The following is a 16749-nucleotide window of genomic DNA, read 5'->3' as shown; positions in this document are numbered from 1 at the left end:
TAGTCCCCCTCTACTGAGCACAACTACACGGACAGAAGACATTCAGCGTGCGTGACCGGTGGACGATCGACCCGTCGACGCCGGCACTCTCACCAGAAATCCAGTGCCTGTGCAGTCGCGGTGGACTCCGCATGGGTGGGCCGTAACGCACCGCCGATGGCGTAGACGGTGTGACCGACCGTTGCAACCGACATCCCGTGAGCTCCCGTGGGCATGGGCGGTAATGATGACCAGGTTCCCGAGTCGACGTCGTAGGCCTCGACGGTTGACAGCACCTTGGTCGGCTGTTCACCACCGACCGCGACGATGCGGCCGTCGATGAACGCCGCACCGAGCCCGCCGCGAGGAGTGGGCATGGCGGGCAACGTCGTCCACGTTGCCGCGGCGGGATCGAACCGTTCGACCGCGGCGGTGTTCTGGTCCGACGCCAGATCCCGCCCACCGATCGCATAGAAGTACGTACCATCCGACACCCCGGCCAGATGCTCCCGTGGAGTCGGGATGTCCGAGACGGTCGTCCACTTCGTTCCGTCGAACACCTCGGTCGTCGCCACCAATGCGCCGTCCGCCTGTCCCCCGGCGACCACGATCTTGTCGCCGACCACGGCCGCGGCCCCCGCCGCCCGCGGCTCGTTCATCGGCGCCAAATCCATCCACTTGCCGTTCCGCAGCGTGAGCACCCGGTCCGACGTGATCCCGGTGAGGTTCGGACCTTCCGGCACCCAGCCTCCGAGGACCACCAACTCGCCCCCGTACTCGACGGCCATCGCGTGATTGAGGGGAACCGGAAGGTCGGGGCCCGCCTTCCAGGTGTCGATGGCGGGGTCGTTCCCCTCGACCTTCGGGGTCGACCCCGCATTGTCGAGTCCGCCGAGCACCCAGATCGTGCCGTCCGCGACGGCCGTCGCCGTCTGCTGACGGGCGATCGGCGCATCCTTCAGCGGACGCCACGCCGGCGCCCACTGGGTCTTGCGTGGCGCGAGCTGGAGGGCCTCGGACACAGCAGTGGATTCGGCGTGTGTCGGTTTGATACCGCCGCCGACGGCATACACCGTGTTGCCGACCGCGCCGACCGCCATCCCGTGCCGCGGTGTGCGCAGAGCCGGCAGTTGCGACCACGTTCCCGCGACCACGTCGTAGGCCTCCACGGTCGACAGCACCCGAGTCGGTTCTTCACCACCGACCGCGACGATGCGGCCGTCGATGAACGCCGCACCGAGCCCGCCGCGAGGAGTGGGCATGGCGGGCAACGTCGTCCACGTTCCCGCGGCAGGATCGAACCGTTCGACCGCGGCGGTGTTCTGGTCCGACGCCAGATCCCGCCCACCGATCGCATAGAAGTACGTACCATCCGACACCCCGGCCAGGTGCTCGCGTGGTGTGGGGACAGGCGCGACCGTCGTCCACTTCGTGCCGTCGAACACCTCGGTCGTCGCCACCAGTTGACCGTTCGCCTGTCCGCCCGCGACCACGATCTTGTCGCCGACCACGGCCGCGGCCCCAGCTGCCCGCGGTGCGTTCAGCGGCGGCAGGTCCACCCACCGGCCGTCGCGCATGGCCATCACCCGATCGGAATCGACAGCGGTCAGGTTCTGACCTTCCGCTTTCCAACCGCCGATCAGCACGGGTTCGTCGTTGTAGGTGACAGCCATCGCATGATTGAGCGGGACCGGAAGGTCGGGGCCGGCCTTCCAGGTGTCGATGGCCGGGTCATAGCCCTCCTGCTGGGCGGAGACGCCGTTCTCGTCCAACCCTCCGAAGACCCAGATCGTCCCGTCCGCGACGGTCGTTGCCGTCTGCTGGCGGGCAACACGGGCATCCTCGACCGGTCGCCACGCCGCGGTCGGGTCGACGGCAGGAGAAGCGCCGGCGTCCTGCACGGTAGGTCGTGCGGTGCCTGGGCCGGTGGTTTCTCGAAGCACGAGGTACCCGCCGCCGGCCAGCACCAGCGCGACGACCAGTGCCAGGACGGTCAGGACCGCGCGCCGACCTGTGCGGGACTCTCCGATGCTGCCCGATTCTCCGGTCGGTGGCCAGGGCGGCGGGCCATTCGGCGGCCAGAACGGCGGTCCCGACGGATGGGAATCCGGCTGGAGCTGCTGGGTCGGTTCGCCCCACGGACGCTGACCGCTGTCCGAACCTTCGTAGCGGATTCGACGGTATCCATCGGCACCGGAATCCGACGGGTGCTCCTCAGTCGTCTGCGCGGCCTCCAGGGGTGCCAGCGCCATCGCGTCCGAACGCAGACCGATGTGTCGCTGAGCGGCTTGGAGTTCGTGTCCGAACTCCTCGGCGGACCCCGGCCGAGCAGCGGGATTCGTCGCCATTGCCCTCTCGATCACGGCGCACACGCCGTCCGGGATGCCCTGGGCGCGCAGGTCCGGCACCGGTTGGCTGCTGATCCTCACGAATTGCGCAACGAGTTCCTCCCCGGTCTTCCGCTCGAACGCCGCCCTCCCCGCGATCAGTGAAAAGATCGTCGCGCCCAGTCCGTAGACGTCGGACCTCGCGGTCGGCGATTCCCCGTTCAGCACCTCCGGCGCGGTGAATGCCAGTGACCCGGTAAACCCGCCGGTGGCCGTTTCGTACCCGCCGGCGATGTGCGCGATGCCGAAATCGGTGAGCTGCGGCTCGCCGTAGGCGGTGAGAAGGATGTTCGCGGGTTTGATGTCGCGATGCAGCGTACCGGTGCGGTGCGCCGTCTCCAGGGCTCCCGCCAGCTTCACCCCGATGCTGATCGCCTCCGGCCAGGGCAGCGGACCTTCCCGGCGTATCTGGACCGCCAGTGAATCGCGGGGGTGATAGTGCATGACGATGTACGGGCGACCGGCGTCGGTCACGCCGACCTGCAGTATGTTGACGATGTTCGGGTGACCGGAGAGCCCACCCATCGCGTACCCCTCCCGCAGGAAGCGTTCGCGGTTCTCGGGGTCCAGGTCCGAGGTCAGCACCTTGATCGCGACGATTCGCCCCAGTGAACGCTGCAGGCAGCGGTACACGACACCGAACCCGCCCCGGCCGACTTCCTCTGCACCTGCGAACCCGGCAGCGTCCAACTCGGCCACGATCCCGTGGCCGACTGCACGGACCGCCGCCGCCTGGGTCGCATCTGGGTCGAAATCGGCCATCGGGCGCCTCAATTCCGTCCGACGTCCACGACGTCGCGGCGACGCCCGCCGAGCCGGGCAGGCTTCGTGCCCACGTGCACACTCGTGTTCATCGCTTTCACCTCTGATGCAGGTCGACCAGACACGCCGATGCGTTCACCAGCAGTCGACGACGCGAATATCTTTCTGTCACAAGGGCGAAGCGGAGTCTTTTCGTCGTAGGTCGACGGGATCCGCCCTGTCCAGAAAGTATTCGACGGGCCGGGATCCGCGTCAAGATGACAATTTCCCCTCCCTAGGGTGCCTATCGGCGGCCGCGACTTCCTGCCACGTCGGCCGCTGTGCACCGATCGGGCTCTGCTGCCGTCCTAGAAGGTGCCGTCGTAGAGCGCGTAGCCGCCCGGCCCCGCAGCTTTCGCCCGATACATCGCCGAGTCCGCCCGGCGGACGAGTTCTTCGCGGGTGCACTCCGGATCGGACAGTGCGACACCGATACTGGCACTGATCGGCCAGTCGAGAGATTCGGCCCGGTTCAGGTCGGCGAGGCTTCCCGTGATCCGGGCGGCAATTGCCACCGCCTCCGGTGCACCTGCGACGTCCTCACACACCACCACGAATTCGTCACCGCCGAGGCGGGCAACGGTGTCGCCCGGGCGCACCGCCGACTATGCCTGGCGAGAACGATCAGTGCGTCGTCGCCGGCATGGCCGAGGCGCTCGTTGACGACCTGCACCAACGCGGCTTCGGCCTCGATGCGGCGGATGGCGGCGGCATACCCGGGTTGCGAACCCCTTCCCGGGGCGAACGTCGTCGGCGAGGGCTCGGGTCCCCGATAGGCCAGCACGGCGAGTTCGCCGCCTTCTGACCCGTCCCACACCGCCTGTGACCCCATCCACGATAAGCGGCGTCGACAACACCGCGGCGCTGCGGGCGTGGCACGTTGATTCCGCCTCGATGGAGGTGCACGATCGTGGGCATGCGCAGAGTGCGTTGGCCGGCATTCGCGCCGCCGGCAGCCAGTGGGACCGCAGTGCACGGTCCCACCATTCTCGCGTCCAAAACGCACATCACCCTCGACTTGCTGGGAATCATCGCTTTCTCGTCCGGAATCCATATCCGGCTCGCGCTGACCGCGACCGGGCGCGCCGCCGAACGTGCGCATCACGAGACACGAACGCTGTCCGATCCGACCGATCCCGACACCCAGTGGTCGTACTTGTCGGTGCTGCTGCAGCTGGGTTCCGTGGCGGGCGAAGCCGACCCCTACCTTCCGCGCTCCGGCTCGCCGCTGAAGTGGGGTGGGGTGCCTGCGTACCGCACGGAGCCGAATTATTGGCTCGGAACGTGTACACGCCCGCACGACATCATGATCTCGGCGGGGTGGCCGGAGATCGGTCTCGGTCCGACCTGTGTCACGGCCCTCCTCGAACCCAGCCCGTCCGCTGTCACATCCGATTGATCCGAAAGGTTCGGTCCTCTCCCTTTCCGAAGTGGTTGCGGCTAGCGTCGGAACGACGTGCCCCGACATGGAGGTTCACGATGCGTTTGTCCACGAGGAACCAGCTCGCCGGAACGATCACCGAGGTCACCCTCGGCAGTGTGATGGCCACGGTGAAAGTGAAGCTCGACGGAGGCGAGCAGATCGTCACTGCATCCATCACGAAGGAGGCGGTCGAGGAACTCGGCCTGAAGGCGGGGGTGGCTGCGACGGTGCTCGTGAAATCCACCGAGGTGATGCTTGCCGTCGAGTAGCCCGAATCCCGGCCTCAGCGCCCCGCGATCTGCTAGTGCGCCGAGGTGGTGAGGGAGTCGGGTGCTGTCACGATCTCGAACGGCATTTCGATGTGCGCAACCGTTCCGGATCGAGGTCCGGGGTGGACGGAGAAGCTGCCTCCCGCCGCGACGACACGGAGTTCGTGCGATGTCAATCCGATGTGGCCTCTACTGAGGCTGCGGTCGATCGCCTCTCGGGAGATGCCGCACCCGTCGTCGGTGACATCGAGGACGGCATGCTCACCCCACTGCGCCAGCTCGACCCGAACGGTACTGGCTTGCGCGTGTTTGACCACGTTGCTGAGCAATTCGCGTGCCGCGCTGAACAGCACATCATCAGCCGACGTGCGAAGGTCGTCGACCCATTCCGAGGTCAGGAGCTGAACCTCGAAACCGCCACGCGCCTGGGCCGAGCGGGTGAGATCGCCGAGGGCGCGAGCGAGACCGACGCGATCGAGCACAGTGGGATGCAGCTCGGAGACGGTCGCCCTGAGCAGGGTTGCGGATTCGGTGAGTGCGTGGGTGATGCGAGCGACCGCCTCCGGGTCGGCACTGCCGGTGAGGTCGTCGAGGTCCATCTTCGCGGCCAGGACGAATTGGAGCGCCCCGTCGTGGAGTTGCTCTGACAACGCACGTCGTTCGCGTTGTTCGAGACCCATCAACTCCGCGAGCAGGGCGGTGCGGTCGCGCACCAGGTGACCGATCGTCAGCACCCTGGACCGTTGAATTCTGCTGAGCATCACGGCGCCCGCACCGAGGACGGCGAGGGCCATCGTGCTGAGCAGGATGGAGGACCAGGGCTCTTCGTTCGACGCCATCGTCGCCCAGCTCGCGGCCAGGAACACCAGGACCGTCGGCACGACCACGGACGCACAGACCCCCGGGCGCAGCTGCGTGGAGGCCAGTAGCGGGATCACGAATAAACCGTTGCTCAGAATGTCTGCGGTCCAACTTTGTTGTGCCGCAATACCAGTCAACAGGGTGAGGCGACCGAGGACCGCGAGGTCGACGAACAGGGCGAGCCACATCGCGTTCACCGGCCCGGGACCGCCTCGCCGAGTCCACAGCGCGAGCCCGCCGGACCAGAGTGCGTAGCAGATCAGGACCGCGACGCACACGCCCGCGTCGTTCATGGGCGGGACGAACGCCAGCGTCAACGCGATGAAGAGCACCAGAACACCACGAAGTGCGAGCTGGAGATACGCGCCGCGATAGGCGTGCTCGAGGATGATGCGTTCGAGATCTGGGCTGCCGCCGAGATCCGCGGGTAGTACCGATGACTCAGCCATGGGACGGCCTCCTCGGCCGGGCGACTCCGACAGGAAGATGCGAGGACATCAACTGCCGGACCTGCGACAATGCCCAAGATTCTAGCACCGGCGAGTGCTAGGACCCCTGGCACTCGGCGGTCTACTCGCGGGCCCTGCGGACCTCGGCGAACTGCGCCTCGAGTTCGCCGTGCAGTCGCTGATTGTCCAGCGCCAGGGTGGTCGCGGCCCGCACGGCCGCCAGCAGCCTCGGCAGGTCGGCGACCGCCCGGTCGTACACCAACGCCCCCACCAGGACGCCGTCACGGATGAGGGCAGTGGCCTCGCGGGGATCGTTCCTCGGTGGCAGAACCTGGGGACGCCCCTGCGCGTCCACATACCCGTCGCGGGCGCGGGAGAACGACCACAACGCCAGGTCCGGGTCGCGTAACGCCGCCCGCAGCGCTTCGATGAAGCCGTCACCGAGTGGAGCGGTACCGATCTCGATCATCAGGTTGCGCACCGCGGCTCGGGCGACTCGGTAGCGCCACATCCCGGCCAGCACCGCAAGCGGGATCAGCGCAGTCGACGGATAGCGCAGAAGCAGCGTCCACGCATGCTGCGGGCTGTGCACCCACACGGAGACCAGCGGTGTCCAGGCGGTGGCGGCGGTCCCGAGCAGCGCGGCAATCCACAGTGGCGCCACGGCGGCCCGGTAGGCCGGTGAACCCGACCTCCACCGGGCGACCACCACCCCGATCAGAACGACACCGAGGGCGATCCCGACCGCACCGAAGATCACTTGCAGCGCCGCGAAGACCCTCGGGTCGTCACGCACCAGGAGCAGGTTCAACGACGGCGGATGGGCCGGGCTGACGCGGTGGGTGTCGAGGAATGCAAGCTCGGAGACGACGGCGACCGCGTAATACGCATAACTTCCGCCGACGAACCATCGCTCCCACCGGTGACGCAACCGCCCCCAGGGAAAACTGAACACGAGTTGGATCAGTACCGGGATATACATGTTGGTCAGCGCCGCGCCGGCCGTGAACAGGGCCGGGACCGTCGACAGCCGAAAGCCCTTCACCAGCCACAGCAGCCCGGCGAAAACCAGCAGCCACCCCAGGTTGTCCTGCGGCCGGTGCCACTTGGCGACCAGGCCGGCCGACACGAACACCACTCCGACGATCACGAACAACGCCAATTCCGTCGGACTGAACACGCCCCGGCACAACTGCCAGTCGACGGATGCCACCACCGCGACAGCCAGTGCGGCGGTCACCAAGGCGGTCGCGCTCTGCGCGCGAAGACTCACCGGGTGCCGCCCGCGAGTCCGGACAGTTCGAGGAACACGGGATCGATCCTCGCGGGGATCCGGATTCGGCACCATCACCACAGGGTGGGGTGATGCGACACCTGGGTGGACCTTCTCGACACCTCCGGCCCCTTATCGCCTGCAGTGGTCGACGCGGATCGATCGATGCCACGCGGCACACCGGTATTCGTGGGAACATCTCATCCGATCGATCCGGCAGACTGAGGAGAAAGGGGTGTGGTGCATGACCAGGATTCGACTTCGGCCCGCGGTGGCGCTGGCATCGATCGCCGGTGTCTCGTCCCTGTTTCTCGCGGCCTGCACCCAGGACGCATCGTCGACCGAGGGCACCGAATCGGCCGCGCCGAGTGCCTCCAGCGAGGCACCGCCAACGGAGGCACCGGTCAACGGTGTCGATGCGAAGGAGTACGCCTCCAGCGACGCAGAAGCCGATTCCTACGGCTTCGTCACTCCGTCAGGGAAATGGCTGTGCGCGATCATTCCCACGAAGAATCTGGCCGGATGCGCCTCTCATCCCACAGCGGGGCCATTGGGAGTGCCGGGGACTCCACAGATCGCCTCGCCGGACGGCGGCCCGCTGGCGGAGGCGAACCTCATCGCGGTCGAGGCGGGGAAGGAGCCGAGCTTCCAGAACTGGAACCAGGCTGTCTTTCCCGGCAACGCCAACGTCCTTCCCTATGACACCACGCTGGCGATCGACGGATTCAGTTGCAATGTGCAGTTCTCCGGCGTCTCCTGCAGGGAGGATGCGACGGACAAGGGATTCACCATCTCCACCAGCGGCTACGCGTTCGAGTTCACCCCGTTACCCGTGAGCCTCCCCAGCGCGAGCCCACCGCAGATCGCGCCCACCCCGGCCCCGCTCCCCCAGCAGGCCCGCGGATCGAATCAGTGTGGCCCCGTTGTCTATCCGGAGACGGGTAAACCTGCGACCGTGGTCATTGTGAGGGGCACACTCCGCTGCGACGAGGCGCACACGATGCTCACGAAGTACTTCGCGGCACCGGACAAGAGGGAACCGGTGTACAGCTTCGACGGGTGGGAATGCCGCCTCGCGGGAGACCCGGAATCCGCGGAGATCGGTTACACGATCAACTGCTCCGACGACAACGGGAACACCGTGGTCGCACAGCCGTAGACCGATCAACCCATGATTTCAGGTCAGTCGCCGCGAGACTCGACGCACGATGTCTACGCTGACGCTATGCACCCACCGAATGACCAGGCAGGTACCTGGGAAGGTTCGTGGCTCGCGGCGATGACGGTGGTCAAGAGCGCTCAGCGGGTTTTCACGCCTGAGAACCGCCCTCCCTCCGAGCTGATCCCTCTCGTCGAACCCCTGAGCCGGTTGGGTGATGCGCTCCGGGCAACACCGCCCGACCCCGAAGAATCCCGCCGTCGCGCCGCCGACCTGGTGGCCGATCGAGACCTGATCGAATGGGCATGTCAGCCGGACCAGCCCAGCGAGATCCGAGAGTTCGGGGCGACCTTGGCCTTCCTGTCCATGAAACTGACCACCTGAGTCTCCGGCTGTCCTCGCCGTGCGAGGAGCCCGGGCCGCTCAGAAGTCGTAATCCACGACGACCGGAGCGTGATCGCTCATCCGGCGGTCGGCCACCGGATCCCGATCGGTGCCGGCCGTGACCGCCGCCCGAGCCAGGTCCGGCGTCGCGAGGTGGTAGTCGATGCGCCAGCCGATGTCGTTCACGAACGACTGCCCCAGCCACGACCACCACGAGTACGGGCCGTCGACGCCTGGATGCTGCCGCCGAACGACGTCGACGAGGGTGCGCGGCGACAGGATCGAGTCGAACCACTCGCGCTCCTCCGGCAGAAACCCCTCGGCCTGATTGCTGCGCCGCCAGTTCCGCACGTCGCTACGGGTGTGCGCAATGTTGAGGTCACCCATCAGCAGAAGCTCCCTTCCCCGTGCGCGTGCCGTGCGCCGCGAGCGGGTCAGCTGTCGCGCGAACGCGGAGAGGAAACGCATCTTGCGGTCGTAGCGTGCTCCGCCGTCGGGCGCCTCCCGCATGCGTCCGGGCTTCTGCAGGTGGGCCGGAAGACCGCCCTTCGGCAGGTACATCGATGCCACGGTGATCGGCGCCTCGGCCAGGTCGACCTCGACGTACCGGCCCTGGTTCGCGAACTCTCCCAGACCCCGAGCCAACGGCTCCGGATCCAATTCGACTCTGTCGGTGTGCATTTCACCCGGCGCACGCATCAGCGCTGTACCACTCCACGTCCGAACTGCGACGGGCGCACGCCGGGTCAGAACCGCGACACCGTTGCGGCCCGCGACGTCGCCCTCGTCGTACGTGAGGTGATAGTGGCCGAACACCCCCGGCGGGATGGCCTCGGCACGAGCGCGCACCTCCTGAAGCGCGACCACATCGGGGCCGCGGTCGCCCAGCCAGTCCTCGAAGCCGCGCCGCTGCGCCGCGCGGATCCCGTTGACGTTGAAGGTCGCGATTCGCACGACTGACAGTGTAGGGATCCGACCGACGCATCGAATCTCGCCATAACTTCCACTCGCCGTCCGCCAGTTCTGCGGAGTTGGCCAATTTGTATGTGAACTCGAGTACGGGTTGCTAGCGTTCCCGTGATTGAGACCACACTGCAGGGGGAGATCTCGATGAGGATCGCGCGGATGCGACCAGGAAGTGCCCGGCGAGGTGTGGCTACCGCGGCCCTCGCGGTATCGGTCGTTCTCGGCGTCGCGACAAGCCCGATGCCTGCCATCGCGTCAGCCGAGACGTTCTTCTTCGACGACGTCGGTTCGACGGCCGTTCCGCGGGCGAACTGCGGTCCTGGTTCGCTGCCGGAGACCGGTATGCAGGGCGACGTTCCGGCCGAGGACCGGAACAACGGCCGTAGCACCCAGGGCTATCGATGCAACATGTCGTTGGTCGGAGGCTTGCAGGATCGCGGTGGCGGCCTGCTGTCCGTGACCTACGACCACTGCTCATACACCAGCACGTTCTTCCCCGGGAACCTGCTCAACCCCACAACGCCGGGCGTACAGGTGCTCGACGTGTCGAACCCCGCGCAGCCGGCGTTGTCCACGACCCTGAACGAACCGGCGATGCTGGGCGGAACCTGGGAAAGTCTGAAGGTCAACAAGGCACGCAAGTTGCTCGCGGCCACAGCGGTGCCGATCGCTGCCGGCACCGGCTACTTCTCCGTCTACGACATTTCCGACTGCGCCCACCCCCGGTTGCTCAACCGGGGTGCCGGTACCGACGTCACCATGCCGCTGCCGTTCATCTCCCACGAAGGCGGCTTCTCCCCGGACGGCAACACCTACTGGGTGTCCGGCCCCGCACCGGGATTCCTCACCGCCATCGACATCAGAAACCCGGCCGAGCCGCGGATCATCTGGCAGGGATTGCACGGACTCGGCGGACATGGATTCGGCATCACCCCGGACGGGAACCGGATGTACCTGTCGAATCTCGGTGGGATCACCGTCCTCGACATCAGCGCGGTGCAACGAGGCGACCCATATCCCACCGTCCCGCAGATCGCCACCTATCTGTGGACCGACGGCTTCTTCAATCAGCACAGCATCCCGGTCACATATGGGGACAAGCCCTACATCTTCACCGTCGACGAAACCGGCGGCGGTGGGATCAAGGTCTTCGATGTCGCCGACCCGGCGCACGCCGAGATCGTGCAGAAGATCAAGCTCGAGATCCAGATCCCGGCCAATACCGCCGCGAACCTTCGGTCGTCGCAAGGCGGCTCGGTGTTCTCCTACGATCCGCACTACTGCGTGGTCGACCGCCCAGCCGACCCGACCGCGCTCGCGTGCTCCTGGGAATCGTCCGGGATCCGCGTGTTCGATATTCGCGATCTGAGCCGCATCAGCGAGATCGCCTACTACAACCCGCCGGCACAGACCGGTAAGAACGTTCAGCTCACCAACTCACCGCACGCACTGTCCTCGCTGATCGGTGTCTCACTCTTCAATTTCGTTCCGCTCGCCCGCGCCGTCTTCGAGGGCAAGACGGATCCGCGGGTCGCGTTCGGCCCGCGCGCCGGAATGGTGGCGTTCGGCGACCTGTCCGCGGACTGGTGCTTCTCGCCTCCGGAGTTCCACGGCAACCAGATCTGGACCTCGTGCAGCGACAACGGTTTCATGGCGTTGCAGCTCGACGACGCCGTTTATCAACCACCGGTGAATCAGGTTTCGACCTATGGGCAGTGACACCACGCCTTCGTCGTTCCGCCGTCCGCTCGTCCTGTTGCTGTGCGCCGTCTTGGTCGGTGCCGCCGGGGTCGCCGCCGGAATGTGGCTGCAGTCGGAGCGCGCCACGAACCCCGGCGGGGTCCAATTGTCATCAGCGGACATCGGTTTCGCACAGGACATGTCGGTGCACCACGAGCAGGCCGTCCTGATCGCCCAGACGCTGCCGCGGGACGTCGATCCGCAGATCCGGGTCATCGCCGACCAGATCGTCGTCTCACAGACCTCCGAGATCGCGGCGATGCGCGGCTGGCTCAACCTTTTCGACGAGCCGTTCACCACCCCGCATCCGATGCAGTGGATCCACGGATCTGATCACGCCATGGGTGACCAGGGCGGCGCGCCCATGCCGGGAGCAGCGAGTATCAGCGAGATCACCCGGCTCGCCGGCCTGCGCGGCTCAGATGCCGAGACACTGTTTCTGCAGCTCATGATTCGGCACCACCAAGGGGGCGTCGACATGGCCGAGGCCGCCACCGACGCGGTTGCATCCGAACCGATCCGCCGCATCGCACGCGGGATGATCCGTGACCAGAGCAATGAAATCGCAGTAATGACTGCCATACTCGACACCCGAAACGCGAGACCGCTCCCCCACCCGTGAGGCGTCGAGGCTCTCGACCTCCCCACACCCGGAAGCCCATCCCACCGCGCGACGACGGTCGTCGCATCCACCCACTCCGCGTCCACCCTTGCCCGGCCGCGACGACTGTAGAAGCATTTCCGTAGACGGACGCCGACCAGCGGCCGCTGTCGCGACGGTGTCCCCTGAGGTCGCGATCAGTCCTGCCGACGGCTGCGGCAGGTCCGAGGAGGAAGCGTGGGAGCTGTGCTCGCAAGCATCCCGGCCATCGGCAGCCGACGCTACCGACGGAGAAACTATGACCACCGAAACCACTCCAGTCTCCATCCAGCGCGAACCGGAACTGGCCGGACAAACCGTCGTCGTGATCGGCGGCAGCGCAGGCATCGGGCTCGAAACAGCTCGCCGCGCCCGGGCCGAGGGCGCCGAGGTCATCCTCACCGGCCGCAATTCTGACCGGCTCGCCCAAGCAGCGACAGAGGTCGGCACGCGACGCACCGCGGCCTTCGACGCCAACGACACGGCCTCCTTGGCCAGGTTCTTCCACGACCTGCCGACACCGATCGACCATGTGTTGGTCACGGCCGGGGGCCCGCGCTACGCGCCCCTGCTCGAGATGGACTCCGATGAGGTGCGCGAACAGCTCAGCGGTCACGTGGTGCTGGGGCTCGAGGTCGCGCGCAACGCGGCGAGCAAGATGAGGCCCGGCGGCACGCTGATACTCATGGGCGGAACCGGCGGCCGGCGCATCGGTCACGGACTGGGGATCGCCTCCGCCGCCACCGCGGCACTGCCCCCGTTCACGGCGGCCCTCGCGCTCGAGCTCGCGCCGGTTCGCGTCAACCTCATCGCCGCCGGCTTCGTCGACACCCCACTGTCGGCATCGCTGCTCGGAGATCGACTGGACGAGCGAAGGAACGAATTGCGGACAACGCTTCCGATCGGCCGGGTCGTCGGCCCCGCCGACGTCGCCGCACTGGCCGTCCACATCATGAGCAACACCGCGCTCACCGGCGCGACATACGACATCGACGGTGGGCAGCAGTTTGTCTCGTGATGACCACACGACGAAACGTGGGTGGCTCGAAGGACCCACCCCGATCAATTCCCGACACAACCAGAGAGGCAACCCGTGAGCACAAACGAAGTTCAGACCAACGATTCGACCCGCACGCATGTCGCGCCGGTCGACATGAAGCTGGAGGTCGTCGTCATTCCTGTCACGGACGTCGACCGGGCCACCGAGTTCTACACCAGGCTCGGTTGGAGACAAGACGTCACACCGCCGGGCTCCGGCGTCGTCCAGTTCACCCCGCCCGGTGCTGACGCCTCGATCCACTTCGGCGCCGACCTCACCACGGCCGCACCCGGTTCCGCCAAGGGATACCTCATCGTCTCCGACATCGAGGCTGCCCGTGACCAGCTGGTCGCCGCCGACATCGAGGTGACCCTGTTCCACCTCGGCCCGGACGGCCCGGGCGACGGGCTGGACCCGGACCGTCGCAGCTACTTCTCGCTGGCGTCGTTCAGCGACCCCGACGGCAACACCTGGGTGCTGCAGGAGGTCACCACCAGGCTTCCCGGGCGTATCGACACCGCCGTCACCTCGTTCGGCTCTGCACGCGACCTCGCGACGGCGCTCCGGCGCGCGGCGGCCGCCCACGGCGGGCACGAAGAGCGCACCGGCGAAGAAGACCCGAACTGGCCCGATTGGTACGCCGAGTACATGGCCGCCGAACAGTCCGGGGCGGAGCTACCCACCTGAGAAGTTGGGGGCGACGGCCATCGGTACTGTGTCCCGCGCAAGGCAGGGCCATCTCGGAGCTCAGGACGGTTCGGCGAGGATCTCGTCGGCGGCGCGGCGGCCGGAGCGGATTGCGCCGTCCATGTAGCCGTTCCAGATGTCGGAGGTTTCCGCGCCTGCCGAAGTGATGCGCCCGACCGGCGCGGCCAGTGCCGTGCCGTACTGGGTTCCGCTACCGCGTGCGTCACGAACCAGGTATTCGCTCGTAGCTTCGCCCGAGTCACACCTCGTCGGCGGCGGGCGAATACCAGACCATGAGGGGCAAAACGCGCACACGGACCCCACTCGTGGCAATGATGGCATGCATCGCCCTGGCAGCGGGCTGCCAGTCGACCAGCGAGCACACGGGATCCGTCGAGGGAACAACGATCCCGTGGAGCAGGGTCCCCGGCGCACGGTCGGGCGGAGGTGCCCCGCCCCAACGACCGGATCCTCCCCCACCGACGGACCCGACTTCGGCGGCACTTACGCGCCGCCCTGGCGCGCCGAATACGTCGCCGAGGCAACACAACGCGGCAAGGAGACCGCGACACGAATCAACGGTCGATCGATCCTGCAGATCTATTTCTTCGACACGGACTCCTCGGCCGAGAGCGGGATCGCTGCGTACAACGGACCGAACCCGTTGCCGGAGCCCTCGGCGCACAGCGTCGTGGAGGTACACCTCACACCGAACTACGAAAGGGGCACCCAGTGGTTCGTCGGCCTCGGTACCGACTACCCGCAGTTCCAGGTCACGACACTCACGGAACCGGCGAGGATCGCCGTCGACATCCACGACTAGTGCCACATCCGGGCACTCGCTTCCCCGACAGAGATTGCATTCCTGGGGCGACACGAGCCTACTTTCGTGACAGATCGTCAAACTCGTTGACATACTTGAAGTGATGACTATCCGGATAACGTTAGACGGCTTTCACAAGGATGCGATCTCGATGCGAGATAACAGGCCCGCAGCCTCAGCCCTGCAGCTCTACCGCGCTTTTCAGCACCAGCACCCCCGAACTCCGGTCCCTGCCGACTACGTCACCGAATGCGGTTTCCGACTGGGACGTTGGCAGGACCGCCAGCGCATTGCCCGCATGCTCGGCACACTGCCGCCCCAGCGCATCGAGCAACTCGACGCGATCGGGTTTCTGTGGAGCGATGACGACGTCCCACTTCCGGCCGTGTCACGTACCGACGCCAAGCGGAGACGGATGCTCACCGCCATCGCCGCCTACCGCGAAGAGCACGGCAACGCACTTGTTCCCGCGAACTATGTCACCGCAGACGGTGAACAGGTGGGCCAGTGGCTCTACCGGGCGGTGAAGAAGTGGAGGGCCGACGCGTTGCCGGACAAAGAGCGTCGCACACTCTCCGTCCTCGGGGTGTCCCCCGGTCCACGACCACGAGGACCCCGGACATCAGCACACCTCGTCGGACAGGTGATGTGAGGCAGACTGCCCGTAGGCCGAATAGTCTTGCTGTACAGATGTTCGAGTATCACCGGCAACACTCGATAGCCCCCCCCAACGTGTCGGTGGCGGGTCCGCGCCGGCGGTCCATTGAGAACATGATGCGAGGAAGATGAGCTCATGGATGTGCCCCACCGTGTCGGTGTGCTCGTGTTCGACGGCGTGAAGATGCTCGACGTCGCCGGTCCATCCGAGGTCTTCACGGAGGCCAATCGACTCGGCGCCACGTATGAGTTGGTGTTGTGCTCGGTCGGGGCAGTCGACGTGACCGCGTCCACCGGGATGCGGATTTCCGTCGATGTCGATGCCGCAAACACAGGTCGTCTGTCGACCGCGCTGGTGATGGGTGGCGACCTTTTTCCGTCGACGCCGGTGAGCCCCGAACTCGCCGGTGCGGCCACCACGCTGGCCGGCAACGCCGACCGGATGGCCTCGATCTGCACTGGTGCGTTCATCCTGGCGGCGGCCGGGCTCCTCGACGGTCGGCGCGCGACCACCCACTGGCAGCACGCCGATACCCTCGCGCGCGGATATCCCCGGATCACCGTGGAACCCGACGCCATCTTCGTCGAGGACGGCACCATCTTCTCCTCGGCAGGTGTCACCGCCGGCATCGACTTGGCCCTGGCTTTCGTCGAACGCGATCACGGCACCGAACTGGCACGAGCGGTCGCCCAGTCACTCGTGGTGTTCCTGCAGCGACCGGGCGGTCAGTCCCAGTTCTCCCCCAGCCTGCGCGGGCCGCGGCCACGCACCGGACAGCTCCGCGAGGTGGTCGATGCCGTAATCGCGGATCCCACCGGTGACCACTCCATCACCCGGCTCGCCGCGCGCGCCAACGTCAGTCCTCGGCATCTGACCAGGCTGTTCCAGGACGAGCTGGGGACCACCCCGGCCAAGTACGTAGAGCTGATCCGATTCGACACCGCCAAAGCCATGCTCGATGCAGGACACACCGTGACTTCCACGGCGCAGCACAGCGGATTCGGCAGCCCGGAGACCTTGCGACGCAGTTTCATCCAGCATCTCGGGGTGTCGCCGCGGGCGTATCGGCAGCAATTCCACTCCACCCGTCGCTGAGAGCAGCCGACCGGACATGTCCCGATCTGTGCGGAAGTGGGCCGGAACGGCGGTTTCCGCCGCGCCTGACAATGTCACTGTGAAGTAGATCAGCCGCACCCCGCGGACCAGAGCTT

Annotated in this window: 16 protein-coding genes and 1 pseudogene; 11 read left to right on the top strand and 6 right to left on the bottom strand. The window is 66.6% G+C overall.

Annotated elements, in window-relative coordinates:
* Positions 1 to 89 precede the first annotated feature (89 nt).
* Together JVH1_RS36040 and JVH1_RS36035 are read right to left on the bottom strand one after the other, a co-directional pair.
* Positions 90 to 3128 carry a serine/threonine-protein kinase gene (locus JVH1_RS36040; RefSeq protein ID WP_009472841.1) on the bottom strand — a complete coding sequence of 1013 codons (3039 nt, stop codon included), beginning with the start codon at positions 3126 to 3128 and terminating at the stop codon, positions 90 to 92.
* A 347-nt stretch (positions 3129 to 3475) separates the two neighbouring features.
* Complete coding sequence (locus JVH1_RS36035; RefSeq protein WP_043777540.1) at positions 3476 to 3766, bottom strand: diguanylate cyclase domain-containing protein; 291 nt, start codon at positions 3764 to 3766, stop codon at positions 3476 to 3478.
* Between the two features lie 317 nt (positions 3767 to 4083).
* Between JVH1_RS36035 and JVH1_RS36030 the strand changes: the two genes are divergently transcribed.
* Positions 4084 to 4566, top strand: coding sequence for a hypothetical protein (locus tag JVH1_RS36030; RefSeq protein WP_063720682.1), 483 nt, complete (start codon positions 4084 to 4086; stop codon positions 4564 to 4566).
* Between the two features lie 80 nt (positions 4567 to 4646).
* On the top strand, positions 4647 to 4859 hold the full coding sequence (locus JVH1_RS36025) for a molybdopterin-binding protein (RefSeq protein WP_009472846.1): 213 nt from the start codon (positions 4647 to 4649) through the stop codon (positions 4857 to 4859).
* 32 nt (positions 4860 to 4891) lie between these two features.
* Here JVH1_RS36025 and JVH1_RS36020 read toward each other — a convergent pair whose 3' ends face one another.
* Together JVH1_RS36020 and JVH1_RS36015 are read right to left on the bottom strand one after the other, a co-directional pair.
* On the bottom strand, positions 4892 to 6169 hold the full coding sequence (locus JVH1_RS36020; protein ID WP_009472847.1) for a sensor histidine kinase: 1278 nt from the start codon (positions 6167 to 6169) through the stop codon (positions 4892 to 4894).
* 121 nt (positions 6170 to 6290) lie between these two features.
* The gene (locus tag JVH1_RS36015; protein WP_157173908.1) at positions 6291 to 7442 is read right to left on the bottom strand and encodes a hypothetical protein; all 1152 of its coding nucleotides are present in this window, start codon (positions 7440 to 7442) and stop codon (positions 6291 to 6293) included.
* A 244-nt stretch (positions 7443 to 7686) separates the two neighbouring features.
* Here JVH1_RS36015 and JVH1_RS36010 point away from each other — a divergent pair, with 244 nt between their 5' ends.
* Together JVH1_RS36010 and JVH1_RS36005 are read left to right on the top strand one after the other, a co-directional pair.
* Positions 7687 to 8601 carry a hypothetical protein gene (locus tag JVH1_RS36010; protein WP_043777543.1) on the top strand — a complete coding sequence of 305 codons (915 nt, stop codon included), beginning with the start codon at positions 7687 to 7689 and terminating at the stop codon, positions 8599 to 8601.
* 66 nt (positions 8602 to 8667) lie between these two features.
* Positions 8668 to 8985 carry a hypothetical protein gene (locus tag JVH1_RS36005; protein WP_009472851.1) on the top strand — a complete coding sequence of 106 codons (318 nt, stop codon included), beginning with the start codon at positions 8668 to 8670 and terminating at the stop codon, positions 8983 to 8985.
* Between the two features lie 39 nt (positions 8986 to 9024).
* On the opposite strand, the gene JVH1_RS36000 is transcribed toward JVH1_RS36005, so the two are convergent.
* Positions 9025 to 9939: an exodeoxyribonuclease III gene (locus tag JVH1_RS36000; RefSeq protein WP_009472852.1), complete on the bottom strand. Its 915-nt coding sequence runs from the start codon at positions 9937 to 9939 to the stop codon at positions 9025 to 9027.
* 156 nt (positions 9940 to 10095) lie between these two features.
* On the opposite strand from JVH1_RS36000, the gene JVH1_RS35995 reads away from it, so the two are divergent.
* The 4 genes from JVH1_RS35995 to JVH1_RS35980 all read left to right on the top strand — a co-directional run bounded on the left by JVH1_RS35995 (position 10096) and on the right by JVH1_RS35980 (position 14057).
* Positions 10096 to 11670 carry an LVIVD repeat-containing protein gene (locus JVH1_RS35995; protein ID WP_009472853.1) on the top strand — a complete coding sequence of 525 codons (1575 nt, stop codon included), beginning with the start codon at positions 10096 to 10098 and terminating at the stop codon, positions 11668 to 11670.
* Complete coding sequence (locus tag JVH1_RS35990; protein ID WP_009472854.1) at positions 11660 to 12313, top strand: DUF305 domain-containing protein; 654 nt, start codon at positions 11660 to 11662, stop codon at positions 12311 to 12313. Before JVH1_RS35995 ends, JVH1_RS35990 begins: the two co-directional genes overlap by 11 nt.
* 277 nt (positions 12314 to 12590) lie before the next feature.
* Complete coding sequence (locus JVH1_RS35985) at positions 12591 to 13349, top strand: SDR family oxidoreductase (RefSeq protein ID WP_009472855.1); 759 nt, start codon at positions 12591 to 12593, stop codon at positions 13347 to 13349.
* A 75-nt stretch (positions 13350 to 13424) separates the two neighbouring features.
* A complete protein-coding gene (locus JVH1_RS35980) occupies positions 13425 to 14057 on the top strand; it encodes a VOC family protein (RefSeq protein ID WP_009472856.1) in 633 nt (210 codons plus the stop codon).
* Between the two features lie 60 nt (positions 14058 to 14117).
* On the opposite strand, the pseudogene JVH1_RS35975 reads toward JVH1_RS35980, so the two are convergent.
* Positions 14118 to 14273 (bottom strand): annotated as a pseudogene (locus tag JVH1_RS35975) (FAD-dependent oxidoreductase); the annotation flags it as partial.
* Between the two features lie 196 nt (positions 14274 to 14469).
* Here JVH1_RS35975 and JVH1_RS35970 point away from each other — a divergent pair.
* The 3 genes from JVH1_RS35970 to JVH1_RS35960 all read left to right on the top strand — a co-directional run bounded on the left by JVH1_RS35970 (position 14470) and on the right by JVH1_RS35960 (position 16633).
* Complete coding sequence (locus tag JVH1_RS35970) at positions 14470 to 14880, top strand: hypothetical protein (RefSeq protein WP_009472858.1); 411 nt, start codon at positions 14470 to 14472, stop codon at positions 14878 to 14880.
* Between the two features lie 151 nt (positions 14881 to 15031).
* Positions 15032 to 15532, top strand: a complete 501-nt coding sequence (locus JVH1_RS35965; protein ID WP_009472859.1) for a helicase associated domain-containing protein — start codon at positions 15032 to 15034, stop codon at positions 15530 to 15532.
* Positions 15533 to 15673: 141 nt separating this feature from the next.
* Positions 15674 to 16633 (top strand): GlxA family transcriptional regulator, encoded by a 960-nt coding sequence (locus JVH1_RS35960; RefSeq protein WP_009472860.1) that lies wholly within the window; start codon positions 15674 to 15676, stop codon positions 16631 to 16633.
* The last annotated feature ends 116 nt before the right edge of the window (positions 16634 to 16749 follow it).

The sequence above is a fragment of the Rhodococcus sp. JVH1 genome, from assembly GCF_000280725.2.
Lineage (GTDB): Bacteria > Actinomycetota > Actinomycetes > Mycobacteriales > Mycobacteriaceae > Rhodococcus_F > Rhodococcus_F jostii_A.
Note: the sequence above shows the minus strand (reverse complement) of the source record. Positions and strands in the feature narration are given on the sequence as shown.